Annotated in this window: 16 protein-coding genes and 1 tRNA gene; 8 read left to right on the forward strand and 9 right to left on the reverse strand. The window is 71.1% G+C overall.

Annotation, left to right across the window (positions count from 1 at the left end):
* Positions 1-2: 2 nt before the first annotated feature.
* The 4 genes from ACFY5B_RS29520 to ACFY5B_RS29535 form a co-directional block, all read right to left on the reverse strand.
* Positions 3-890 carry a cellulose-binding protein gene (locus tag ACFY5B_RS29520; RefSeq protein ID WP_389974969.1) on the reverse strand — a complete coding sequence of 296 codons (888 nt, stop codon included), beginning with the start codon at positions 888-890 and terminating at the stop codon, positions 3-5.
* Positions 891-1,032: 142 nt separating this feature from the next.
* Positions 1,033-1,494: a carboxymuconolactone decarboxylase family protein gene (locus tag ACFY5B_RS29525; RefSeq protein ID WP_389974972.1), complete on the reverse strand. Its 462-nt coding sequence runs from the start codon at positions 1,492-1,494 to the stop codon at positions 1,033-1,035.
* Between the two features lie 169 nt (positions 1,495-1,663).
* Positions 1,664-4,990 carry an SUKH-4 family immunity protein gene (locus ACFY5B_RS29530; RefSeq protein ID WP_389974975.1) on the reverse strand — a complete coding sequence of 1,109 codons (3,327 nt, stop codon included), beginning with the start codon at positions 4,988-4,990 and terminating at the stop codon, positions 1,664-1,666.
* 8 nt (positions 4,991-4,998) lie between these two features.
* A complete protein-coding gene (locus tag ACFY5B_RS29535) occupies positions 4,999-6,003 on the reverse strand; it encodes an SMI1/KNR4 family protein (protein WP_389974978.1) in 1,005 nt (334 codons plus the stop codon).
* Between the two features lie 378 nt (positions 6,004-6,381).
* Here ACFY5B_RS29535 and ACFY5B_RS29540 point away from each other — a divergent pair, with 378 nt between their 5' ends.
* Together ACFY5B_RS29540 and ACFY5B_RS29545 are read left to right on the forward strand one after the other, a co-directional pair.
* Positions 6,382-7,014 carry a YwqJ-related putative deaminase gene (locus tag ACFY5B_RS29540; protein WP_389974981.1) on the forward strand — a complete coding sequence of 211 codons (633 nt, stop codon included), beginning with the start codon at positions 6,382-6,384 and terminating at the stop codon, positions 7,012-7,014.
* An 87-nt stretch (positions 7,015-7,101) separates the two neighbouring features.
* Entirely contained in the window at positions 7,102-7,596 is a 495-nt protein-coding gene (locus ACFY5B_RS29545) for an SUKH-3 domain-containing protein (RefSeq protein WP_344464102.1), read from the forward strand.
* Positions 7,597-7,624: 28 nt separating this feature from the next.
* Here ACFY5B_RS29545 and ACFY5B_RS29550 read toward each other — a convergent pair whose 3' ends face one another.
* Entirely contained in the window at positions 7,625-8,962 is a 1,338-nt protein-coding gene (locus ACFY5B_RS29550) for a sensor histidine kinase (RefSeq protein ID WP_389974984.1), read from the reverse strand.
* A 168-nt stretch (positions 8,963-9,130) separates the two neighbouring features.
* On the opposite strand from ACFY5B_RS29550, the gene ACFY5B_RS29555 reads away from it, so the two are divergent.
* The 6 genes from ACFY5B_RS29555 to pth all read left to right on the forward strand — a co-directional run bounded on the left by ACFY5B_RS29555 (position 9,131) and on the right by pth (position 14,237).
* The gene (locus ACFY5B_RS29555) at positions 9,131-10,003 is read left to right on the forward strand and encodes a hypothetical protein (RefSeq protein WP_389974987.1); all 873 of its coding nucleotides are present in this window, start codon (positions 9,131-9,133) and stop codon (positions 10,001-10,003) included.
* A gap of 12 nt (positions 10,004-10,015) precedes the next feature.
* A tRNA-Gln gene (locus tag ACFY5B_RS29560) sits at positions 10,016-10,087 on the forward strand.
* Between the two features lie 123 nt (positions 10,088-10,210).
* A complete protein-coding gene (gene glmU, locus ACFY5B_RS29565) occupies positions 10,211-11,659 on the forward strand; it encodes a bifunctional UDP-N-acetylglucosamine diphosphorylase/glucosamine-1-phosphate N-acetyltransferase GlmU (protein ID WP_389974990.1) in 1,449 nt (482 codons plus the stop codon).
* 136 nt (positions 11,660-11,795) lie between these two features.
* Positions 11,796-12,776, forward strand: coding sequence for a ribose-phosphate diphosphokinase (locus tag ACFY5B_RS29570; RefSeq protein WP_350705488.1), 981 nt, complete (start codon positions 11,796-11,798; stop codon positions 12,774-12,776).
* Between the two features lie 187 nt (positions 12,777-12,963).
* A complete protein-coding gene (locus tag ACFY5B_RS29575; RefSeq protein WP_389974993.1) occupies positions 12,964-13,560 on the forward strand; it encodes a 50S ribosomal protein L25/general stress protein Ctc in 597 nt (198 codons plus the stop codon).
* Positions 13,561-13,634: 74 nt separating this feature from the next.
* Positions 13,635-14,237 carry an aminoacyl-tRNA hydrolase gene (gene pth / locus ACFY5B_RS29580; protein WP_389974996.1) on the forward strand — a complete coding sequence of 201 codons (603 nt, stop codon included), beginning with the start codon at positions 13,635-13,637 and terminating at the stop codon, positions 14,235-14,237.
* Positions 14,238-14,261: 24 nt separating this feature from the next.
* On the opposite strand, the gene ACFY5B_RS29585 is transcribed toward pth, so the two are convergent.
* Genes ACFY5B_RS29585 through ACFY5B_RS29600 form a run of 4 tightly spaced genes read right to left on the reverse strand, consistent with a single transcriptional unit; the run spans position 14,262 to position 24,598 of the window.
* A complete protein-coding gene (locus tag ACFY5B_RS29585; protein ID WP_389974999.1) occupies positions 14,262-16,400 on the reverse strand; it encodes a DEAD/DEAH box helicase in 2,139 nt (712 codons plus the stop codon).
* A gap of 7 nt (positions 16,401-16,407) precedes the next feature.
* Complete coding sequence (gene brxD / locus ACFY5B_RS29590; protein ID WP_389975002.1) at positions 16,408-17,727, reverse strand: BREX system ATP-binding protein BrxD; 1,320 nt, start codon at positions 17,725-17,727, stop codon at positions 16,408-16,410.
* The gene (pglZ, locus tag ACFY5B_RS29595; protein ID WP_389975005.1) at positions 17,724-20,693 is read right to left on the reverse strand and encodes a BREX-2 system phosphatase PglZ; all 2,970 of its coding nucleotides are present in this window, start codon (positions 20,691-20,693) and stop codon (positions 17,724-17,726) included. Before pglZ ends, brxD begins: the two co-directional genes overlap by 4 nt.
* A complete protein-coding gene (locus tag ACFY5B_RS29600) occupies positions 20,690-24,598 on the reverse strand; it encodes a phage resistance protein (RefSeq protein WP_389975008.1) in 3,909 nt (1,302 codons plus the stop codon). The genes pglZ and ACFY5B_RS29600 overlap by 4 nt, the downstream gene beginning before the upstream one ends.
* Positions 24,599-24,904: the final 306 nt, after the last annotated feature.

Here is a 24,904-nt window from a genome sequence, read left to right on the forward strand (position 1 = left end):
CGTCACTCCGCCGTCACTTGGCCCGCCCAGTCCGTCAGGCCGGCGTGGACACGGTCGATATGGGCCCGGGCCTCGTCTCGTTGCCCGGCGTGTTCGCGCAGGAGGCGGTCCGTCTCCTCCTCCACGGTCGCCACGCGCTCACGGGCCTGGGCGATCAACTCCGCCGCATGGGCCTGGGCGTCGTCCTCCAAGTCGTGGGCGGATGCCTCCGCGTCGGCGAAGGCCTGCTCGGCCTCGCACAACGCGTCCTGGGCGGCCGTCGTCTCCTGCTCGTACTCGGCGTCGAGCGCGGCCCCCCTGGCGGCCTCCGCCCGTTCCGACTGAGCCCACCGCTCGGCGCGCTCCTTGTCCTGCTCGGCCAGCATCCCGGAGGTGCGCTGCTGCATCTCCCGCAACGCGGCCAGCGCCTCGCCCCGCTCCTCCTGCGCCTCACGCCGGGCCGCGCTCCGGATCTCGTCGGCCTCGGCGTGCGCGGCGAGCAGCCGCTGCCGGACACGTTCGTCGGCGTCGGCGCGCACGCTTTCGGCGTGCGTCTGGGCGGACTGGCCCACGTCGGCCGCGGACGCCCGCGCCCCGTCCAGGAGGTGCAGCGCCTCGAGGCGTGCCTCCTCCCGTACGGACGCGGCCTCCTGCTCGGCGAGTTCGAAGAGCCGCCGGGCTCGCTCGCCGAGCGTCTCGTAGTGCTGCGGGGCCAGTCGGTCCACAACCTCGCGCAGCCGCCCCAGTTCCTCGTCCATCTGCCGGGCGAGCACCGTCAGCCGGGCTGCCCTCTCCCAGGCCGCGTCCCGGTTCGCGGACAGGGCCTCGGCGTACTGGTCGACCTGCTCGGGACGGTAGCCACGCCCCCGCACGGCCGTGAAGCCGTGCGGTGACCCCGTCGTGCCGCTCATCCGGACCCCTCTCCACCACACCGATGTGACGTCGCGCTAGAAACGGGATGATTTCGCGCACATCTTGGTGGATCAGACGGAAGCGTTCATAACGCGACACTCCGCACAGAGGTCACGGAACCACGGCCGGGCCGCACGCCGCTCAGCCCCAGGTGGTGCCCGCGGGCTCCTGGATGGTCGTGTTGATGCGGTTGAACATGTTGGTGACGGCGACGGTGAGGATCAGGGCGGAGAGTTCCTTCTCGTCGAAGTGGTCGGCCACCTCGTCCCACAGCGCATCGGGGACCGACTCCCCCGAGAGATCGGAAAGCCTCGTCATCGCCTCCGTCAGCTTCAGCGCGGCCCGCTCGGCGTCCGAGAAGAAGGGCGCGTGCCGCCAGGCGGCCACGGCTGCGATGCGCTCCTCGCTCACCCCGCTCTTGCGGAGATTGGCCACATGACCGTGCACGCAGGCCCCGCAGCCGTTGATCTGACTGGCGCGCAGCCCGACGATCTCCGCCACGTCCGGCGCCAGACCGCCCTCGCCGATCGCCTGGAAGAGGGTGCCGATGCCCTTCATCGCGCCGGAAAGGACATATGCCGGGTTCGTCATCCGTGCCTGCATGATCTCTGCCTCCTGAGTCGGCGGTGCGTCGCTTTCACTGCACTGACGGAACGGCGGAGGGATGTGTGACAGCCCGGCGCGAAGCTTTTCCCCGCGGGCACGAAAGAGCCGGGCCCGGTCGTGCGAGCGACCGGACCCGGCTCCCTTACGGCACGTCAGCGGCGACGCGTCACAGCAGTCCGTCCCACATCTCCTCCAGCAGGACCGACCACCAGCTCTCCGGCGACCCCAGCGCCGCCGGGTCGAGCGCCGCCAACTGGGCCTGGAAGTCGACGGTCCAGCGGCCCGCCTGCTCCTGGTTCAGGCCGAACCGCAGCCGCCACATCCGGCCCAGCAGGGCGAGGCAGCGCGCGAACTCCGGCAGCCCGGTGTTCACGAACTGCGGCGGCACCGGCACCCCGCCCGGCCCGGCCTCCACCGGCACGGCGACGATGTTCGCCGTGCCGTACTGCACGCAGATCGCCTTGCCGAAGTCGCTGCCCATCACCAGATAGGAACCCGCGTCCGAGGCCGGCTGCACACCGCGCTCGGCCGCCAGCTCCGCCAGTGTCGGAACGGGCCGCCCCGGCTGTGCCTGCGCCCAGAAGAACGGGCCCATGTCCATCGGCAGCCCGGCCGCCACCAGCGTGTGCGCCACGATCGGCGGCACGCCTTGCCGCGACACGGCGGCCTGCTCGAACCGGAACACCCCCGGCCCGAACGCCGCCCCGAGCTCCTGCCCGATGGCCTCCGGCGGAATCGGCGGAGCCGCCTGCACCGGCGGCAGCGGAGCACGCACCGGAGCCGGACGCGCCGGACCGTCCGCCACCTGGTGCAACTCGCCCTGGTGGGCCAGCAGCTGCTGCATGCCCTGCTGCCGGCTCGCGTGGTCCGTGCCGTACGGCGCGATGCTCGTGATCCGCGCCTGCGGCCACTGCTCCCGGATCATCCGCGCGCAGTACGCCCCCGGCAGCTCGCACGACTCCAGCTCGGTGTGCAGCTCCAGCACCTGGTCCGGGGGCACGTTCATGGCCCGCAGCTCGTGGAAGATCTGCCACTCCGGGTGCGGCGTGCCCGGCGCCGAACGCCGGATCAGCTGCTGCTCGGAACCGTCCTGCGCGCGGTAGCGCAGCACGGCCTGGTAGCCGGGGCCGACGGTCGGCTGCCCGGTGGGCTGCTGCGGATAGCCGTACGCCGACGGCTGCCCGGGCCCGGGCGGGCCGGGCGGCGGCATCGCACCCGGAGGCATGGCACCGGGCGGCATGCCGGGCGGCACCGCACCCGGCGGCACCGCACCCGGCATCCCCGGCGGCATCGGCTGCGCGCCGGGCGTACCAGGGGCGCCCGGGGCAGCACCCGGGGCGGCACCCGGGGCGGCCGGTGGTGCGCCGGGGGCCTGCGGCGGCGGAGGCACACCGGGCCCGCCCGCCGGGGGCGCGGCCAGCACTGTCTCCGCGTGGTGCACGGGCCCCGGTCCGCCGGGCGGTGTACCGCCCGGGGCGCCCGGAGGCCGCGGAACGCCAGGCGCACCAGGCGCGTTGGGGGCACCCGGAGGCTGGGGCGCGCCGGGAGCGCCGGGAGCGCCGGGAGCGCCCGGCGGTCCGGGCGGCTGCGGCGTGCCCGGGCCCATCCGGCCCGGGTCGGCGAGCATCGTGGCGGCGTGGTGGACACCGCCGGGCGGCGTACCGCCCGGGGCGCCCGGCGGCTGCGGCGCGCCAGGAGGCCCGGGCGGGTTCGGCGAGCCGGGCGGGGTGGGCGGGCCGGGCTGGTTAGGTGTGCCCGGAGCGCCAGGAGCACCCGGGCCCGCCTGCGGAACGCCGGGCGCACCCGGGGCGCCAGGGGCCCCGGGCGGCGGCATCGGCACGCCCGTGCCCGAGGAGCCCCCGGGTCCACCCGGACCGTCGGGCCCGAGCGCCGACACCATCTGCGTGGGGACGTACCCGCCCGCGGGAGTGCCCGATGCCCCGGGCCCCGACGGCGGCGGCGTACTGCCCCGCTGAGCACCGGGCGTCCCCGGGGCGCCCGGAGGGGGCGGAGTGGACGGACCCGGACCCCGACGCCCGGGCGGCGGAGACGCCTTGCTGGTCGCGGCGTCGGCGATGTCCCCGGCGTTCGCAGCGGCCCTCTGCCCGGCCGGCGGCTGCGGCACACCGGCGGGACCAGGACCAGCGGAACCAGGACCAACGGGACCAGGACCAACGGGACCAGCAGGACCGGACCCGGCTGGGCCGCCCGCCCCCGCGGCGCCGACGCCCCCCTGCGGATACCCGTACGTCGCCCCACCCGGCACGGCGGCCGGCGGCGGCGTACTGCCCTGTGGCGGGGTGCTCCCCGGCTGCTGCGGATACCCGTACGTCGCCCCACCCGGCACGGCGGCCGGCGGCGGCGTACTGCCCTGTGACGGGGTGCTCCCCTGTGGCGGGGTGCTCCCCGGCTGCTGCGGATACCCATACGGCCGGCCACCGGGCGGCGGCGGAGGCGTGCTGCCCTGCGGCACACCAGCGGGCGGTGTCCCCGGCACTCCAGGAGCACCTCCCGGAGCTGCCGGATAGCCGTACCCCGGGCCACCGGGCGCGGGCGCCGCCCCCGGGCCCTGCGCGTTCGGGTCGTCGACCGCAGGCGACAGCGCCGTCGGCGGAAGCTGACTGCCACCCGACATCAGAGTCGTCTTGGCCTCGGGCATCGTCGAAGGCGGCGGAACGTCGCCGTCGGACTCGCTCAGCGGCGGCGCGAAGACCGTCGCCGGCAGCGGCACGGAACGGTCGTCACCCGCGTCCGCGGTGGTGTCCGTACCGGACCAGGGCGTCGCCCCCTCCGGCACACCCGACGCACCCCCCGGCGCACCCGACGCACCCGACGCACCCGACGCACCCGGCCCCGCCGGAGCCCCGGAAGCACCCGCGTCGGCCCCGGAGTCCTCGCCCCCGGCAGCCGGCCACGCCGCACCACTCCCCGGCGCGGCGGGCGCACCGTGCGCAGGAGTCACAGCGCCCCCGCCGAAGCCCCCGCCGACCACCGAACCGGAACCGGAACCGGAACCAGGACCAGCACCGGCAGCAGAGCCGGAACCCGACTCCCCGGCAGCAGAAGCCACCCGAGCCTCGGCCCCCGCACCCGCACCCGCACCCCGCCGATCCGGAATCCCCAGCTTGTCCGCCGCGTCCTGCAACCACTCCGGCGGAGTCAGCAGGAACGACGTCTGGTTCAGATCCACCCGCGCCACGGGCGCCGCCGAGGCCGGCTCGTCCACCGCGTCCGGACGGCCGTACTCCTCCTCGTACCGGCGGATCACCTCACCCACCGGCAACCCCGGCCACAACGTCGCCTCACCGCTGTCCCGCGCGATCACCAGCCGCTGCGCACCGCCGTCCGAGCGCGGCCCGTCCGCCCGGTCCTCGGCCCACACCACGAACCCGAGGTCGAACTCCCGCACCCGCACCTCACGATGCTGGTACGACGGAACATCCCCGTTGATCCACTCTTCGGCGCGCTCCTGCGCCTGCGCGAAGGTCACCATCGCCGACCTCACTCCCCCACAGCCGAGGACGACACCGCGCCCACCGGCACCACACGCGCGAACCCGCCGTCCACCATCAGGTTCGCCACCGTCTCCAACTCCGGCGGATCGCCCGCCAGCCGCGACAGGAAGACGTCGAAGTCGTCCCCGCACGGCAGCAACAACCGCTCCACCCGCTCCGCCGGCGGCACCGAGGGATCCACGTCCCGCGCGTCGTCGTACGCGCAGAACCACACCGAACCGATCCGCTCGCCCTTCACCTTCACGGCCAGCAACCCGCCCTGGACGAACGCGATCCCCAGATAGTCCTTGGTCAGATGATCACGCAGACACTTGTTGACGTAGACGAGGTCATTGACCGCCGCCTCGTCGCGCACCGTGAAGAACGGCTGATCGACCAGCAGCCCCAGCTCCGCGTCCAACGCGGCACCCACCGGCGCGCAACCACCCGCCGCCTTCAGGAACGACCGGTACGCCCCCGGCAACCGGTAGCCCAGGTCCTCCTCCACACCCTGCACCTGCGACTCCGTCACCGCCACACCCGACTTCGGCAGCCCGAAGTGCGCCGGACGCGTCTCCTGCAACGGCCGCGTCCCCCGCTTGGCATGGTCGACACCCGACGTCGCCACACCCCCGTGATGCCGCAGCAGCGCCTTCACCTCGACCGGAACCAGCTCCAGCCGCCGCGTGCCCACCACGTGGTGCCACGTCCAGCCGTGCGGCGTCGCCACCGCCGGCACCGTGTCCCACAGTTCGTGCCCCGACGCCGACAACGCCGTGTTCGCCGACACGTAGTCCGTCAGCCGCAACTCGTCGACGCCGAAACCCTCCGGCGGCTCCGCGATCTCCGCGGCCGCCCGCGCGTAAGCCGAGAAGTCGGGGTAACCGCGCTCGTCGACCCGTACCCCTCTCGGGTGACGGGCCGCCCGGACCGGATCCGGGAAATGCACGACCTGCCCGGCGTAGGCCGCGTTCGGCGGCGCGGCTTGCTGCCCGAGCCGACCTGTCGTCATGGCGGTTGCCCCCTGCGGCACTCTGTACGACCCGTATTGACCACCCTCGGCGCACTACGACCCGTATCGACTGTCACGTCTGCTGTTTCGACTTCTCTGCACTTCACCGCACGCGCCGACCTCGCGGATCCCCCCTCCGGTTCACTGCATCGAACCCCGAACGGATCACCGCATCGCCCACGGTGCCGACAGCCTATGCGGTACGACGACACCGGTCACCGGCACCGGTCGGCGCCCCCTCCGCTTCCGTGACCGGCCGTCACCCCACCGTGACGACACACCCCTCTACGGGCGTGTCGCCGCGCCCCAGCTTCCGCACCAGCCACGGCATTTGGCAGTCTGTGACCCCCGGGGGGATGCACGGAGGGGAAGACGATCATGAACGCGACGCAGACGGGACCACACACCGGCAGGTCCGCCGACCCACGAAACGGCGACCCCGGAAGCGGCAGCCGCCACACCGGCCCCCTGGCCGGCGACCCGCGAAACAGCGACCCGCGAAACGCCGACCCCCGAAACGGCGACCCCAGAGGCGGCGACCCCCGCATCGGCTGGAGCACCACCGACACCACCCACGCCCCCGCCCTCCGGCACCGCCGCGACGGCATCCTCCCCACCGTCGCCGCCGCCCTCTCCGTCCGCGGCGCCACCCTCACCGGCACCGCCGCACGCGCCGACACACCCCCCGCCCTGCACCCCCTCGTCCAGGACTTCCTCGACACCCTCCCCAGCGCCCAACGCGACCGCTACACCGGCCGCTGCGCCGAAACCATCCTCATCTCCCGCCACATCGCCGCCGCCGACGCCGCCCGCAGCAAACGCGCCGCACGCAAACCCATGACCAACGGCGAGGCACGCAAAGCCCTCAAGCAGGCCAAACTCACCGCCCGACGCATCCGCGAAGACGGCGACCCCCTCCACGGCAGCTTCGCCACCCCCTGCCGCGCCTGCACCGCGCTCAGCGCACACTTCGGCGTCCGCATAGTCGACCCGGCGTCCCAGAACAGCTGACGCACCCCACCCCCACACCGCACCGCCACCGAACCGGCGCGCCCACACACCCGCGCCACCCCATGGCCTCGACGAGACGAAGGGCAGATGCACACCGACCGCACCTCCACCACCCGCTTCGCCGTACCCGTCGACGCCGCCCTGCGTGCCGCCGGCTGGCAACCCGGACGCTGGGACATCAAACAAGCCGAGATCTGGGCCGACGCCCTGCGCGACCACACCTCCCCCGCGGGCCACCGCCACACCGTCTTCCCCGCCGCCGTCGAGGCCTGGGCCGAATTCGGCGGACTCCACATCACCCCCACCGGCCCCGGCCGCCAGGTCGCCCCCGCCAACCTCCACCTCGACCCACTGCACGGCCTCCACATGGCCCGCACCCTCGGCGACCTCGGCCGCGCCCTCGGCACCGACGTCTGCCCCCTCGGCGCCGAGACCGACAGCCAGGCCCTCCTCGCCATCGACACCGACGGCCGCGTCTACACCCTCGACCACACCGGCGACTGGTACCTCGGCCACGACATCGACCAAGCCCTCGCCACCCTCATCGCCGGCACCGCACCCCCACGCCTCACCACAGGCTGACCCCCCGGCCGACACCGGCCGGAACGGGCTACGACGCCGGGATCACCGCCGACACCCGAAAACCCCCCGCATCCGTCGGCCCCGACACGAACACCCCACCCAACGCCGAAACCCGCTCCCTCATCCCCACCAGCCCATTCCCCCCGGACGGCAACCGTGCCGACGACGCCGCCTCCTCAGGCGGCTCGTTCTCCACCTGCATCGCGATCTCCGACACCCGATGCGCCAACCGCACATACGTCTTCGCCCCGGCCGCGTGCTTGTGGACGTTCGTCAACGCCTCCTGCACCACCCGATACGCCGTCTGCTCCACCAGCGGCGCATACGACCGCACATCCCCCTCCACCGACAACGCCACCACCATCCCCGCCGCAGCCGACTGCCCCACCAGCTCCTCGATCTCCGCCAGGCACGGCCCCTCGTCGTCCGCCACCCGCGAAGCAGCCGCAGCAGCCGCAGCCGCCACCCCCACCGCCGCCAACGGCACCGACGCAGACGCAGACGCAGACGCCGATGACGACGCCGACGGCTCACGCGGCGGCCCGTCCCCACCACTGCGCAGCACCCCGAGCATCTCCCGCAGCTCCGTCAGCGCCTGCCGCCCCATGTCCCCCACCAACGCGGCATTCCTGACGGCCTTCTCCGGATCCTTCCGGGCCACCGCCTGCAACGCCGCGGCATGCACCACCATCAGACTCACCCGATGCGCGACCACATCGTGCATCTCCCGCGCGATCCGCGTCCGCTCCTCGTTCCGGGCCCACTCGGCCCGCTCCTCCGCCCGCTCCGCCAGCAACTGAAGCTCCCGCTCCAGACTGTCCGCCCGCTCCCGCAAGCTCTCCATCAACCGCCGCCGCGCCCCCACATACAGACCCAGCAGCACCGGCGGGGCCGTGAAGCCCAGCGACATGGTGATCGCCGCGAAGGGCACGAACCAGTCCCCTATGTCCAGATCCCCCCGCGACATGTCCTGCCGCGTCTTCACGAACGTCACGATCAGCGTCCCCACCAGCGACATCCCCGCCAGCGAGCCGATGATCCGCCGGGGCAGCTCCGCCGCGGCCAGCGTGTACAGACCGACGACGCCCATCAGGAAGCCCATCTCGGCGGGCGTGATGGCGATCGACACCAGCACCACGGCGACCGGCCACCGCCGCCGCACGACCAGCACGGAACCGGCCAGCAGGCCGAAGACGACCCCCACCGCCACCGGGATCCCCGCGTCCCTGGCGAACGGGATCCCCTCCAGCGCGCACTCCAGCGCGGACACCACGGCCAGACTCACATCGAACACGGCACTACGCCGCCTGGCCCACCACCAAGGCCCTCCCCGGGCCGTCACATGCTCTTCCCCCGTCGCGGTCATGCATCCCAGCCTACGGGCGGCCCCCGCCGGTTTTCCGTCCCATTTCCCGGACTGGCCTACACCACACTCCGTGACCGTTCGGCTGCGATACCACCCGATATCCCTCGAACTGCTGAATCGCTCACCGTTCGACCCTGGAGGCCTCCATTCCGGCCGGACGGTATGCGTATGACACATGCATCCGGCAAGTACGCCGACTTCGAGGGACTGAGGAAGCAGGCGGTGACCCTGCGCCGCGCGGGACTGAGCCGACGCCAGATTCGCGACCGCCTCCACGTCGACAACAACGACCTCCTCAACCGACTGCTGGAAGGCGAACCACCCCCAGCCTGGACTAAGCGCCCGAACGCCAAGGACGACCTGCGGGAGAAGGCGAGGGAGCTCCGCCTCAAGGGCTGGACGTACGACCAGATCCAGGTGGAGCTGGGGTGCTCGAAGAGTTCGATCTCGCTGTGGGTACGGGACCTGCCGAAGCCGGAGCGCAAGCGGACCGCCGAGGAGGCCTCGGCCATCGCGAGGCGCGGCTGGGAAGCCACCCTGCGCCTGCGGGACGAGGAGCGGCAGCGCACCAAGGAGGCCGCCAAGCAGGCGGTCGGCGCACTGACACTGCGCGAGCTGTTCCTCCTGGGCATCGGCCTGTACTGGGCCGAGGGCAGCAAGGACAAGCCATACGACCGCCGCGAGAAGGTCTGCTTCGTCAACAGTGACCCCGGGATGATCCGGGTCTTCCTCGCCTGGCTCGACCTGCTCGGCGTGGAGCGCGAGCGCGTCAGCTACACGGTGATGATTCACGAGACCGCCGACGTTCCTGGCGCCGAGCAGTACTGGGCCGAGCTGGTCGACGCCGAGCGCTCCGCGTTCAACAAGACGACGCTGAAGAAGCACAACCCCAAGACCGTCCGCAAGAACACCGGCGAGGCGTACCGAGGTTGCCTCGTGATCAAGGTGCGGAAGAGCGCCGACCTGTACCGTCGCATCGAAGGCTCTTGGTACGGCATAGTGTTGGGAGCCACCCAGCCGATTGGCGAGATGTCCGATTAGCCGGGTTTATAGTCCCCTGTGGTGTAATTGGCAACACGGGTCACTTTGGATGATTTGTTCCAGGTTCGAGTCCTGGCAGGGGAGCACACACTCAGTTCGGGTCCTGGCTAATGCGACGCCGGTCAGGCCCCGCACCCATGCCCCCCACAAAACCCCCCGGTATCCTGCGGATGTCACCCCACCCCATCCACAGCCGAAGGGCATCCCGTGAGCGCCAACCGCCCGGCAGCCGTCGTCGTTCTCGCAGCGGGTGAGGGCACCCGTATGAAGTCGGCCACACCCAAGGTCCTGCACGAGCTCTGCGGTCGCAGTCTCGTGGGTCATGTCCTCGCCGCCGCCGGCGAGCTGCAGCCCGAGCATCTGGTCGTCGTGGTCGGCCACGCCCGTGAGAAGGTCACCGCGCATCTCGGCGAGATCGCCCCGGACGTCCGTACCGCCGTGCAGGCGGAGCAGAACGGCACCGGGCACGCCGTCCGGATGGGTCTGGAGGAGCTGGGCGGGTCCGTCGACGGGACGGTCGTCGTCGTGTGCGGGGATACGCCCCTGCTGACCGGCGCCACCCTGCGGGCCCTCGCCGAGACGCACTCCGCCGACGGCAACGCGGTCACCGTGCTGACCGCCGAGGTGCCGGACGCGACGGGGTACGGGCGGATCGTGCGGGACGACGCCACCGGGGCCGTCACGGCCATCGTGGAGCACAAGGACGCCACCGACGCGCAGCGGTCGATCCGTGAGATCAACTCGGGTGTGTTCGCGTTCGACGGGCAGTTGCTGGCGGACGCGCTGAAGAAGGTGCGGACGGACAACAGTCAGGGCGAGGAGTACCTGACCGATGTGCTCGGGATCCTGCGTGAGGCGGGGCACCGGGTGGGGGCGTCGGTGGCGGGTGACCACCGTGAGATCGCCGGGATCAACAACCGTGTGCAGCTGTCGGAGGCCCGCCGGATCCTGAACGACCGGCTGCTGACCGAGGCGATGCTGGCCGGTGTGACCGTCATCGACCCCGCCACCACCTGGGTCGACGTCACCGTGACCTTCGAGCAGGACGCCGTCGTCCACCCGGGTACGCAGCTGCACGGCGCGACGCATCTGGCGGAGGGTGCGGAGGTCGGGCCGAACTGCCGGCTGACGGACACCCGGGTGGGTGCGGGTGCGCGGGTCGACAACACCGTGGCCTCCGGTGCCGAGGTGGGCGCCGAGGCGACGGTCGGTCCGTACGCGTATCTGCGTCCGGGGACGCGGTTGGGTGTGAAGGGCAAGATCGGGACGTACGTGGAGACGAAGAACGCGTCGATCGGTGACGGAACGAAGGTGCCGCACCTGTCGTACGTGGGGGACGCGACGATCGGTGAGCAGACCAACATCGGTGCCGCGAGCGTGTTCGTGAACTACGACGGGCAGGAGAAGCACCACACGACCATCGGTTCGCATTGCCGGACGGGCTCGGACAACATGTTTGTGGCGCCTGTCACGGTGGGGGACGGTGCGTACACGGCTGCGGGGTCCGTGATCACGAAGGATGTGCCGGCGGGTTCGTTGGCCGTGGCCCGTGGTCAGCAGCGGAATATCGAGGGTTGGGTGGCTCGGAAGCGTCCGGGGAGCGCGGCTGCGAAGGCGGCTGAGGCGGCTTCCCGGGAGCCGGCCGGTGAGGGCTGACCGGAAACCGGCGCCTGAAACACGGCGTACGGTGATAAGTGCACACCCGCACCCCCACCAGCTGAGACGGCCTCCGGCAAGCCGGCTGCGAGGTCTCTCAAACACCCAGCTGCGACACCTCTGAGGAGACAGTGCTGTGACCGGGATCAAGACGACCGGCGAGAAGAAGTTGATGTTCTTCTCCGGCCGCGCCCACCCCGAGCTTGCGGAGGAGGTCGCCCAACAGCTGGGTGTCGGGGTTGTCCCGACGAAGGCCTTCGACTTCGCCAACGGTGAGATCTATGTGCGTTATCAGGAGTCGGCGCGTGGCGCGGACTGCTTTCTGATCCAGAGCCACACGGCTCCGATCAACAAGTGGATCATGGAGCAGTTGATCATGATCGACGCGCTGAAGCGTGCGTCGGCCCGCTCCATCACGGTCATCGTGCCGTTCTACGGTTACGCGCGGCAGGACAAGAAGCACCGTGGACGTGAACCGATTTCGGCGCGTCTGATCGCGGACATGATGAAGACCGCGGGTGCGGACCGGATCCTGACCGTGGATCTGCACACGGATCAGATCCAGGGCTTCTTCGACGGTCCGGTGGACCACCTGTTCGCGTTGCCGCTGCTGGCGGACTACGTGGGCCGGAAGGTGGACCGGGAGAAGCTGACGGTGGTGTCGCCGGACGCGGGCCGGGTGCGGGTCGCGGACCGCTGGTGCGACCGGCTGGGTGCGCCGCTGGCGATCGTGCACAAGCGGCGTGACAAGGACGTCGCGAACCAGGTCACCGTCCACGAGGTCGTGGGTGAGGTGAAGGGTCGCGTGTGTGTGCTGGTGGACGACATGATCGACACCGGTGGGACGATCTGTGCCGCTGCGGACGCGCTGTTCGCGCACGGTGCGGAGGATGTGATCGTGACGGCGACGCACGGTGTGCTGTCGGGTCCGGCTGCGGACCGGCTGAAGAACTCGCGCGTCAGTGAGTTCGTGTTCACGGACACGCTGCCGACGCCGGGTGAGCTGGGCCGGGATCTGGAGAAGATCTCGGTGCTGTCGATCGCGCCGACGATCGCGAGTGCGGTGCGTGAGGTGTTCGAGGACGGTTCGGTGACGAGCCTGTTCGACGAGCAGTAGGAGTCCGTGGTCGGGCTTCTGTAGATCGTTTTGGGTGCGGCCTCCCTTGCCGAGTAGACTGCTGAAGTTGCTCGGCGAGGGAGGCCGTTCCCGTTTGGGGATGCGGTTGTCCGTTATCGACGCGCTCTTCGTAGCAGGCCGTTCGTGGCCGGGTGACCACGTCCGTTTCTGACTATGAGGAGTGACCATGTCCGAGGTGAAGATCTCCGCCGCGACGCGCACCGAGTTCGGCAAGGGTGCCGCGCGCCGTATCCGTCGTGAAGACAAGGTTCCGGGTGTCCTGTACGGGCACGGTTCGGACCCGGTGCACCTGACCCTGCCGGGGCACGACCTGCTGATGGCGCTGCGTACGCCGAACGTGCTGATCGCGCTGGACATCGACGGCAAGACGAACGAGCTGGCGATTCCGAAGTCGGTGCAGCGTGACCCGCTGAAGGGTTTCCTGGAGCACGTGGACCTGCAGCTGGTCAAGCGCGGCGAGCAGGTCAACGTCGAGATCTACGTCCACACCGAGGGTGAGCTGGCCCCGGGCGGCAACCTGCTGGAGCACGTGCTGAACGCGCTGCCGGTCGAGGCCGAGGCCACGCACATCCCGGAGTCCGTGACCGTCTCCGTCGAGGGTCTGACGGCCGGTGACTCCATCCTCGCCAAGGACATCCCGCTGCCGAAGGGCACGACGCTGGCCGTCGAGGGTGACACCGTCGTCCTGCAGGTTCTGGCCGCGCAGGCCGAGGAGGCCGCTGAGGGCGAAGAGACCGAGGGTGAAGAGGCCGCCGAGGCCTGATCCTCTGCGTCGTCGTTTTCGTCGGCCGCTGTTCCCGTGCGGGGCAGCGGCCGACGCGTATGTATGAAGGAGACATGGACGTGACGACCGATGCGGCCGCTCCGTGGCTGATCGTGGGGCTGGGCAATCCGGGGCCGGAGTACGCGGGGAACCGGCACAACGTGGGTTTCATGGTGGCCGATCTGCTGGCGGACCGCGTCGGGGGGAGGTTCAAGCGGGCCGGGCGGGCGCAGGCGCAGGTCGTGGAGGGCCGGATCGGGCCGCCGGGGCCGTTGAACCGGCGGGTGGTGCTGGCGAAGCCGATGTCGTACATGAACCTGTCGGGTGGGCCGGTGAATGCGCTGCGGGATTTCTACAAGGTGCCGGTGGACCATGTGGTGGCGGTGCATGACGAGTTGGACATCGACTACGGGGTGCTGCGGCTGAAGCTGGGTGGCGGGGACAACGGGCACAACGGGCTGAAGTCGATGACGAAGGCGTTCGGTGCGGAGTATCACCGGGTGCGGTTCGGGATCGGGCGGCCGCCGGGGCGGATGCCGGTGGCGGATTTCGTGCTGAAGGATTTCTCGTCGGCGGAGCGCAAGGAGCTGGACTACTTCGTGGACCGGGCGGCGGACGCGGTGGAGTGTCTGGTGATCGAGGGGCTGGAGCGGGCGCAGGGCACGTACAACTCGTGAGGTAGCCGTTCACATGCCAGTGCATCAGTGAGCCAGCGCCGTGAACCGTGCCGGTTCTCTGAGGACCGAGGCGGCCTTCTCCAGATCCGCCAGGCGAGCGGCCAGCGTGGCGGTGGCAAGGCGTTCCGGCAGGGCAGCGCTGAATTTCAGTCCCTTCAGTGCCCGCGGATCCACGGAGGGCAGGCTGAGCTGCTCTATCGCCCGGCCCCTGGCCTGCTGCCACCCGGTGGTTGTCAGGTCCTCCCTGAGGCGGATGCAGGCGTCCGTGGGGTACTGGAGAGGGTCGGCGATCTCGCTGAGGGTGGCCGCGAGTGTAGCGTTCGCCTGTTGCCCTGCCCAGGTCCACCAGCGCACGCCGGTGTCACGACCACCGCGGACGACGACAGTTCCGCCCGGGTGCACACGCTCCGCGGCGTTCTCGCGGGCGGCGGCCAGGGCGTCGCGGGCGCGCCGTGTCACTGTTACAGGCGCATCGGCGCCGAGCAGGACGTCGCGGGCGCCGCGTGTGAGTTCATACGAGGCTCCCCGGGCGAAGCCCGCTCCGGCCCACCGTGCCTTGCCTCCGGATTCCACGGGTTCGACGAAGCACCGGCGTCTGGACCAGTCGATGTAGGTGACCTGCCAGCTGCGACCTGCCAGCAGGAGCCGTCGTGGTCCGGCCACTTTCTCGGTCAGCAGCGCCGGGTCGGTCGATCCGATCTCCTTGCGGCCGAAGAGCACGGTGAACTCCGGCGCGGCGGTGAACACCGCCGTCAGGTCCATGAAGTGGCGGTAACCGAAGCGCTGCTCCGCTTCGGGGCCGATGAACAGCATGCCGCCGTCCCGTTCGAGGTAGCCCTCTCCGATCAGGTGTTTCACGATCGGTTCGGCCGAGGGCCCGAAGGGGCCCAGCCCACCCCACCATTCCTGCCAGAGGTGTTCCCCGACGGTGTTCTCCTGGAGGCAGAGAGCGAGTACCTGCTGAGCGACGATATGCCGGGGTTCGGGCGGGGCCACCACTGGTTCGACCCAGCCTCGTGACCACTGCAGGAGCAGGGCCGCGGCAGCGAGCAGACCGTCCTCGTCAAGGGTGAGGAAGAGGCAGTTACGCGAGGATCCGGGCCGTCTGCCGGTTCGGCCTAGGCGTTGGAGGAAAGAAGCCACGGTGGGCGGGGCGTCGATCTGAATGACGCGATCAAGGTCGCCCACGTCGATGCCGAGTTCGAGGGTGCTGGTGGAGACGATGACGCAGTCACGCGCCTCGCTGAACGCCTCCTCGGCGCGTCGGCGCTCGTCGGCCGCGAGGGAGGCGTGCGAGAGGAAGGTGGTCACGCCTTTGGCGCGCAGGCACTCGCCGAGCTTCTCGACATGTCGCCGGGTCTCGCAGAAGACCAGGCGTTTCTCTCCCCGGTGGAGTGCGGCGATGACGGTGGCGGCGTTCTCCAGGGAGCCCACGTAGTCGAGCTGGATGTCTCCGGGCGGCGGGGTGTCGGCCGTTGGTGCGGGACCGTCGGCGGAAACCACGTGCGCGGGTCGCTCCCCGGCACCGGATCCTTGTAGCCAGGCCAGGAGCTCTGGCGGATTGCCCACGGTCGCGGAGAGACCGATCCGCTGCACCGGACGGCCGGCGACCCGCTCCAGGCGCTCCAGCACGGCGAGGAGGTGCCAGCCGCGGTCGTCGCCCGCGAAGGCGTGGACCTCGTCCACGACGACCGCCCGCAGTCCCGAGAAGAAGGCACGGTGGTCGACGTTGGCGCTGACCAGCATCGCTTCCAGTGATTCCGGCGTGGTCAGCAGGATGTCGGGGCGTTCCCACAGGATGCGTTTGCGTCGGGTCTGCGAGATGTCGCCGTGCCAGAGGGCCGCAGAGCGTCCGAGCCACGAGGTGTAGCTCTCCAGGCGCGGCAGCAGGTTGTTGAGGAGTGCCTTGAGGGGACACACGTAGAGGATCGAGGTTCCTGTCCACCGTGCCTGGGCCATTTTCGACAGCAGCGGGAAGGCTGCGGCTTCGGTCTTGCCGCCGGCGGTGGGGGCGAGGAGCAGCGCGTCCGTGCCGTCCATGAGCGGATGGACAGCAGCCTTCTGGAGGGGCCGCAGATCGGGCCAGCCGAGGGTGTTGGCAATGTGGTGCAGGACGACGGGGTGGAGCCGGCCGACCGCGTCCGAGGTGTCGTCGGTGTTCACGGGCGCTTCACAGAGGGAGTTCGACGTCGTCGGCCGAGCCTGCCGCGGCGTTCCTCTCAGTGCCGGTGAGCTCGGATTCCGTGATCGTGAGTGCGTAGTGCTTGCGCGGATCGAAGTCCTCGAACTGGTCTACGCGGTCGAGGACGTCGCCCACAAGTTTCTTGAGGAAGACTCGCGGTGCGATGCCGACCTTGCCTCCGAGACTGCCCGCCACGGCGCGCGCGAGGTCGGTCACGTAGGAGTCGTCGACGACGCCGCGTACGCGTTCTGCGGCTTCTCGTTCGGTGCCTGAGGCGTAGATGTCCCGGACCTTGCCGCCGAGTTCGGTCAGGGATTCCACGGTGAAGCCAGGGAGCCTGAGCTGCACGGCGCGCGGGTTGTCGAACCGGGCGTCGGTGGTGAAGTCGGTGGCCAGGCGCTGTGCGAGCGGTGCCAGCCGCTGGACGCCCTGGGGTCCTTCGAAGAAGGCGGGTGTGCCGGTGATGAGGAGGTAGAGGCCGGGGAACCGCCCGGAGTGCACCTCGTCGATGAGCTGGCGCAGTGCATTGAGTGCCTTGTCCCGGGCGTCCGAGCGGACCCGCTGTAGGGTCTCGACCTCGTCGAGGACGAGGAGCAGCCCGGGATGGCCGGAATCCTTGAGGAGGGTCAGCAGTCCCTGGAGGAAACCGAGGGCTCCGAAGTGGTCCAGGTCGCCGCGGACGCCTGCGCTTCTGCGGGCCGCCGCGGCGACGTGGGGCTGTCCGCCGAGCCAGGCGAGGACGGAGTCGGCGGTGGCGTCCTCTCCTGTGTCCTGGGCGCGCCGGTAGCCGCGCAGGGCCGTGGCGAACGCCGGTGCGACGCGGGAGACCTCGGCGAGGCGTGCAGTGAGGAGGCCGTCCACGGCTTGTGGCAGTTCGTCGTCGGTGGCGCCGGCGGCGAGGGCGTCCTCTTCCAGGGCGTAGAACCAGGCGTCGACGACCGGCCGGAGGGCGCTGGGCGGGAAGGTGCTGGTGGCGAGGCGTTCGGTGAGCCGCCGGTAGACCGTCTCCAGTTTGTGCAGGGGTGTCTCGTTCTCGGAGACCTGTACTTCGGCGACGGCGAAGTTGCGCTGCTTGGCGCGTTCGGCGAGCCAGCGGGTGAAGAAGGTCTTGCCCGAGCCGTATTCGCCCCGTACAGCCTTGAACACGGCCGACCCGGTGGCGACCGCGTCGAGTTCCGCGTCGACCGCGGTTTCGAACCGGCCGAGGCCGACCGCGAGGACTCCGAGCCCGCTCTCGGGTACGGCGCCCCGGCGCAGCGCGTCGATCAGTCGCAGGCGGCGTTCGGGACTGATGCCCTGGGGTGTCACGTCCGTGCTCCGCCTGTCGTGTCGAGGCGGAACTGTCGTCGCAGCAGTGGTACGTCGAGCCGGAGGGAGCGCCCGTTGTCGGTGAGGGTGAGGACCTCCGCCTGGTCGTAGTTGAGTACGCGTTGCAGTGTGGCGGCGAAGCCCGCGGCGCGCGTGGCGCGTTTCCCGGCGCGTTCGGCGACGACGGTGACCGGCAGGATTCCGTGGGCGTCGACGAGGGCCTGGACGGCCTTTGCGACGGTGTCGAAGTCCTCGGGGCGCGGCAGTGCGCCGAGCTGGGCGCTCATGATGTCCGATGCGCGCAGCGCCTCGGTGAGCTGTGCGGCTGCCGAGGCTGGGGCGGGTTGTGGAGGTGCGGCCGTCTCGGTCGGCTCGGCCGTGCTGACCTCGTCGAAGGACAGCAGCGCTCCCTGGCCGGTCTCGTGCTCGGCTGCCTGCTGTTCTTCCGCCTTCTTTCGCAGTTCGGCGGCCGAGGGTGTGCGCCTGGCCGACGGCGTGATGCCCGGTGCCTGTGTGGCCGGGACCTCGGTGCCGGTGACGGCGTCCTCTTTCAGGGACCACCAGGAGGGCCGCTGGGGGCCGAGCTCGCGCCAGCCCTTGGGTACGGGTGCGCCGTAGGGGGCGAAGGCCAGTACGGGGATGGCGGCTTCGGCGAGGGCGACGCCGCCGTGGTATCCGGCCTGCCGGTTTCCGTAGCGCAGTCCGGTGTCCCACAGGGCGGTGATGCGCTGTCCTTCGGCGACGACGCGCCGTCCGGCGAGGACGGTTTCGCCGCGGCCGGCGGGCGTGGTGCCTCGGCGGTGCCGTGCGGAGAGGGCGTCGGGGACGTTCTCCTTGTCGGTGCCGTGGTCGATGACGTGTCCGTGGTCGGCGGTGATGACCAGGGCGCGGCCGGTGGTGCGGGCCTGGGCCAGCAGTTGTTCCATGCCGAGGAGTTCGTTCAGCTGCCAGTGGGACATGGCCCGGTCCTCACCGAGGCGGTCGTCGATGGTGTTGACGACGACGGCGACGTGGGTGTCGGGGTCGGCGAGTGCCTCGGCCAGTTCGCTGCCGAGGGCGTGTCCCGTGTCTCCTCGCAGGTCCGCCTTGTGGAAGAGCCGGACGTCGGCTCCGCCCCAGAAGCGGTGTGCCGCGAAGCGCTTGCGTTCCTCCTGCTGGTCGATCTCGGTGAGTTCGCCGGCGAAGAGGGAGCCGCGGGAGGTGCGGGTGATCGTGGGCAGCGCGGCGAGCATGCCGCGTCGTCGCCGGTCTCCCGCGGTGTCGGCCACGGGGTCGTATTCCGCCCAGGACCGGGTGCGCAGTTGTTCGGCGAGGGCCGCGGCCACGGCGGCGCTCGCCCCGTCGAGGACGACGAGGAGGAGCGGCGGGTTTCCGGCGCTCGACGGGCGGGCGGGTTTGACGACCGGGGCGAGGACGCGGCGGGCGAAGTCCTCCACGACGAGGGCGTCGCGCGGTGCGGCGCCGCTGCGGGTCTCCTCGGCGAGGCGGGTGGCGAACGCCTCGTCGAGGGTGTGCCGTCGGGCCCGTACGGCGGTGCTCAGTGCGGCGAGGGCACCGGGCAGTTCCGGGTGCGTGTGGTCGCCGTCGCTGATCCAGCCGTGGGCGAGGTCGACCCAACCGTAGGTGGTGATGTGCTGTTGCACAGCTTCGGCCGCGGTGGTGAATGCGGTGACCGGGGGCCGGCCGAGCCAGTGCACGAGCCGCTGTGCCATGCGGACCCGGGTCATCGTCGCGCGGTGGCTCGCGAGCCGGGACAGCTCGTGCCCGGCCAGGTGGTCGACGGCGTGCTTCAGGTCGCGGATGCGCCGCTCGGCCGGCGCCTTGTCCGGGCGGGAGGGGACACAGGCGGTGAGGGCACGGGCGACGGCTCCGTAGCGCGCCCGTTGCCCGGTTTCGAGCAGGTCGCTGGCGGCGGCCGCGTCTTCTGCTCCCATCTCACGGATGAGGGCGTCGGCGCGGGCCATGAGGGCGCGGGGGTCGGGTCCCGGAAGCACCGGTTCGTCCTCGGTCACGTCCGCGGAGCGGGTGGTCAGCAGGACCCTGACGTAGTCCTCGGTCTCGGCGCCGAAGGCGGCGAAACTGTCGTCGTCGAGTCGCCGGCCGCCGAACTTCAGTTCCGCGCGGCCGCGGGCACGGTCCACTCCCGCCGGCGCCTTCTCGCCCCAGAGAGCGGCGCACACCAGTCCCATGGGGACCGCGTCGGCCCCGTTGCCGGCCTCGAAGAGGGCGAACAGGGCGGTGAGCGCCTGGTGTGCCCGAAGGCCCACCCGGTCGGGGTCGGCGAGCCAGGACGCGAGTCCGCGACGCTCCTGGTCACGCAGCGAGGCGACGCGTTCGACCGCGCCGGGGGCGAGGGACCAGGCCATCAGGGCGTGCAGGTCGAGCCGGTCGGGGTCGAGCCGGTGGGCGGTGGTGGACAGCCGCCCGGCGGCGAGCCGGGACAGGGCGGTGTCGCGGGAGAGGACGGTGCCGGGTGTCTTGGGCCAGCTCTCCTGGCCGGCGGCGTCGATGAGGGCTTCGGCGGCCCAGCTCTCGGCGGTCAGGCGGGGGTCGAGGTCCACGGCGCCGAAGAGGCGGCGGACGACGGCCCAAGACTCTATGGGGTAGACACGGTTGCGGTAGACCCGGGCGAGGAGGCCGGGGCCGAGGTCGGCTTCCTCGACGTCGGTGAGGACGGCGAGCACATCCCGCTCGCCGGTGTCGGTCCGCTGCCATCCGGTGAGCGTGTCCAGCACGGCGAGCGGTGAGACGGCGGTGGCGATGTGCGCGGTCCGGCCGCCGCCGAGCGGCAGCAGGCGGGGCCCGTTCCAGTGCGGCTCGGCGCGGATGAGGACGATGCGGGGCTCGCCCTCTGTGAAGGAGCGGGCCTCCAGGACCTGGACGACCGCGGCGGGGTGCGCGGGCCTGGGCCGGGGCCGCCCGGTGCCGTGGCCGGGCGGCGGAGCGGTGGTGCTGTGCGTGCTCACGGCTGGTCGATCACCTGCCACGTGACCTGGATACGGGCGTGCGGGTGGGCCTCGGCCACGTCGGTGAGTTCCGTCCGCAGCCGGTCGACGGCGTCCGCGGCCTCCGCTTCGTACTGTCCGTACGGCTGCTCGGGGACGGTGGCGGACACACCGTTGCCGTTGCGGCCCGGGGTGCCGTGGTCGTCCAGGGGGAATCGGCTGGGGGCGGGGACCGGCGCGGGGCCGGGCTGCGGGGTGGCGGGGGGAGCGGGCGGCGGGGTCTGCGCGGCGTTGGCGCGGCGCAGGATCGCGGTGAGTTCCCTGGTCGTCTTCTCCAGCGCGGTGCCGAGGACGGCCGTGTTCTCGTCCGCCCGTGCGGTGCCATGCAGGGAGTCGAGTACGGCGCGGGTCTCGGTTGCGTACGGTTCACGCACGTCGCGGGCCATGTCGTAGACGCTGGACCAGGGCACGCCGGCCAGGGCGCTGATGACGGCGGGCGCGCTGGACAGGGACTTGCCGATCCGCTCCTGTCCGGCCCGGTCGCCGGTGTCGGCACCGGCGAGGAGGGTGACGACGGCGAGCGGGTCGTGCCGGTCGGCGTCGGCGAGGTCGTCCACGAGGACGGCTGCCCGGCGCGCGGTGCCGAGACGGCCCTCGTCGTCGTCGGTGTCCAGGCCGAGGTAGCCGGCGTGCGTCTCCAGCTCGTCGACGAGTTTCCGCGCCGCGGTGCGAAGCTGCGCGGCGCGTGCCCGGACGCGGTCGCTGAACTCGGCGATGATGCGGGCCCGGCGCATCGGCGACAGCGGTGCTTCGCCGAAGACGAGTGCCGCGCGTTCGACGGCCTCGTTCCACGCCTCCTCGGTGGGGCGTTCCTGGGCCCGCAGGCTGTAGACGGTCTTGAGGGCGGTGGGGTCGGCGACCTCGACGGGCCCGTCGTGATAGGTCCACACACGGTCGGTGCGCTCGGCGTAGGCGCACAGCACCAGGTGGGCGAGGACCGGGTCGAGGCCGTACGGGAGGGGCTCGTCGATCCACTCGAGGAGGGTGCGGACGGGGATGTCCTGGTCGTCGTAGGCGGTGCCGGCCTTCTGCCCGAAGTGTTCCTCCCAGTGCCGGCCGAGCTGGAAGCGGGCCTCGAACATGGTGCCCAGCTTGAGGCCCTTCTGCCCGGCGATGCGGGCCATCAGCGGGCGGTCCTTGGGGCGGATCTCGACGACGTCGGTGCCTTCGTCGGAGGCGGTGCGCAGGTAGCCGAAGGCGGTCTTGACGTCGGCCGTGCGCACCGACAGCTGCTCGCCCTGCGGGTCGAAGTCGGGGTGGGCCGGGTACTGGTGGGCGAGAGCATGGGAGATGATGCGCCGCGCCGCGTCGTACAGGGACTGGTTGTACTCCAGGACGATCTTCTGCATGTCGGGGACGGGCAGGATGTGCTCGTCGTAGCCGCCGACGACCGCCGGGTCCTTCGGCAGGAGGCCGTAGGCCTGCTTGAGGGCGTTCCGTACGGTGCTGGACAGGCGGCGGTGCTGGTTGCGCAGGGCGTCCTTGGCGCGTTCCCGGTCGTTGGGGCTGAGGTGTCCGGCGTAGGACTCGAAGCGCTGGCCGTTGAGGACGTAGTCGATGATGACGAGCCGCTGGAACTTCAGGTAGGTGGCGTGCGTGAAGTGCGCGGGGATCCAGCCGATAGTACGGAGTTCGTCATGGTCGGGGAGGTTCTTGAGCCGCATGATGCGATCGCGGTCCTCGGCCTCGCCGTAGACGTCGTCGAAGGGCATGTCGACGATGAGCCGCCAGTTGCCCGGCTGGCGCGGCCTGACCTTGTCGTCGTCCAGGGTGTTGGCGTCGGCGAGGTTACCGAAGAGGATCTCGGCGGACCGCTTGGAGCCGCGCCAGGACAGGTTGAGCTGGTCGTCGAGCTGGCCTTCGCTCACCCCCAGCTCCTCCCACAGCATGCGCTTGAGGAGGCCGCGGCGGTTGGACGGGTTGTTGTTGGTCTGGGCGCGGGTGATGATCGACTCGTAGTCGACCCCGACGAGTTCCAGCGAGATCCCCGCGTCGGGTCCCTCGGTGTACTTGATCTCGCCGAACTCGTCGGCCCATTCCTTGGCCTTCTTCGCGACTTCCTTGGCCTCGAAGCCGCGTACCCGGGAGGTGACGATGCCGTGGTTGAGGGCGGTGAGCCGCTTGACGGTGAGGTTCTGGAAGGCGGGCACGGACGGCACGAGGGCGGACAGCAGCAGGGTGCCGATGAGCCGGTTGTCGACGATGAACGACTCCATCCGGCCGCGTACGGCGGGGTCGAGTCCGTCCGGGTCGCGTCGGTACGCCTCGGTGTCGTCCAGGGTGAGCTCGTACCGGCCCAGCAGGTACGGCTGGAGCTTGTTCTTGTACAGCTCCTGCGCGGACCGGAACTGCTCCCGCAGGGTCTGGGTGAAGGGGTCGCTGCCGCCCCGGTACAGCACCTCGTAGAGGTCGCCGAGAGGGACGAGCTGGCCCAGGCGGAGGGTGTCGCGCTGGTCGAACAGCATTTGACCCATGAGCTTCAGGCCGGTACGGGAGCGGGACAGAGCCTCGGCGACCCGTACCAGGGTGTCCATGAAGGCCGGCGAGAACGGGAAGGCCCGGCGGAAGGCCTCCTCGTCCGCGGTCGTGATGTCCTTGCTGTCGCCCAGCAGCGCGTCCCACACGTCCGGCTTGACGCGCTTGATGTTGGCGAAGGCCTGGTCGATGCGGGCCTGCGCGTCGGGCACGTCCTCGCGGGGCTTCAGCAGCCGCGCGTGCGCGATCGCCGGCAGGTCGCTGTCGGGCAGCGGGATCGTGCGGAACCGATCGTCGGCCAGGGAGAGGGTGTCCTGGATGGACACCTCGGCCGAGCCGAGCACGGCCTCGTCGCCGACCAGGTCCCGTAGATCACGCTGACGGGCGATGAAGGAGACCACCGGGATCGCGCGGCGGGCATCACTGCCCTCCACGAAGTTCGTGATCTTCGCGGCCTGCTCGGAGACGAACTTCTCGTCCCGGATGTGGTTGGCGAGCCACAGGATCAGCTCGTCGAGGAAGAGGACCAGCGCGTCGTACCCGAGGGACTTCGCGTGCGCGGCGATGATGCCGAGGCCCCGGTCGAGGGAGACGAACGCATGCCGGTCCTCGGCTGCGTCCTGGAAGAGCCCCTTGAACCAGGTGGAGAGCGCGTCGGAAACCAGCTTGGCGCGCAGCCCGCCGGCGGTTACGGGCTCACGGTGCCACTGCGGGTCCTCCTCGCTGAGGGTGTCCTCGTCCATCTGCTCGGCGGCGAGCGCGGTGTCCAGCTTCTCGGTGGTCCAGAAGACCGAGTCGCCCCACTTGTCCTGGGCGTCCCCGCCCGGCAGCCCGTCGATGAACGCCTCGTCGCCCATCCGCTCCCGGTGGCTGCGGATGTTCTCGAAGAGCGCGTCCGTGCGGTAGACCTGCGGGATCGAGGCGTCGGGGTGGAGGCGGCGGATGTGCTCGACGTACCCGCCGAGCACCTTCTGCTCCAGCGACTTGCCATCGAGCATGTGGAAGGGCAGCAGCAGGAACTTCGTACTGTGCAGCCAGGCGTGTTCGCGCATGGCCCCGGCGAACTTCTCGAGACCGCGCACCCTGAGCGCCGCCCGCTCCTGGATGCCGAGCAGCGCGGCCAGCACCGCCATGAAGTGCGACTTGCCGGAACCGAAGGAACCGTGGAGGTAGGCGGCCTTCGAGCTGCCGCTGGTCAGCCCGGCCTCGATGAGCGACAGGGCCTCCCCGAACCGCTCCACGAGGCTGTCGGTGAGGACATACGCGTCCAGCGCCTTCGAAAGCTCCTCGTCGCTGCCCAGCGCCTCGGTGAGCTTCAGGACGAAGCTCTCGTGACTGACGGTGGGGATGTCGATGACCTCACGCAGCAGTGGCTGGGTGGGGTGTGCCATCGCGTACTCCTCGTGTGTCCCGTTGTCGACCGCTCGGCCGGCCGAGCGCCGGCCTGAGCGGCACTGCCGCCGCTCTCGCCGGGCCGTCCGCCCCCTGCCTCGGATTCCGCGCGTCTCGACTCACCGGACCGGCGCCCTTGTCCGCCGCACGACCTGCGCACGGCATACCGGACCCCCGGACCCGCCCGGCCCGCGTCACCCGAACGCCTCAGCGTAACGTGCGGGGAGCACGGATCTGTCGGGTTTGCGGGGGTGGGCGGGGTCCGGGCGGGGTGGTGGGGCTTGGTGGGGCCCCTCGAAGGGGTG

Origin of the sequence: Streptomyces sp. NPDC013187, from assembly GCF_042899705.1 — a bacterium.
In the GTDB taxonomy this organism is placed as follows: Bacteria; Actinomycetota; Actinomycetes; order Streptomycetales; family Streptomycetaceae; genus Streptomyces; species Streptomyces hawaiiensis_A.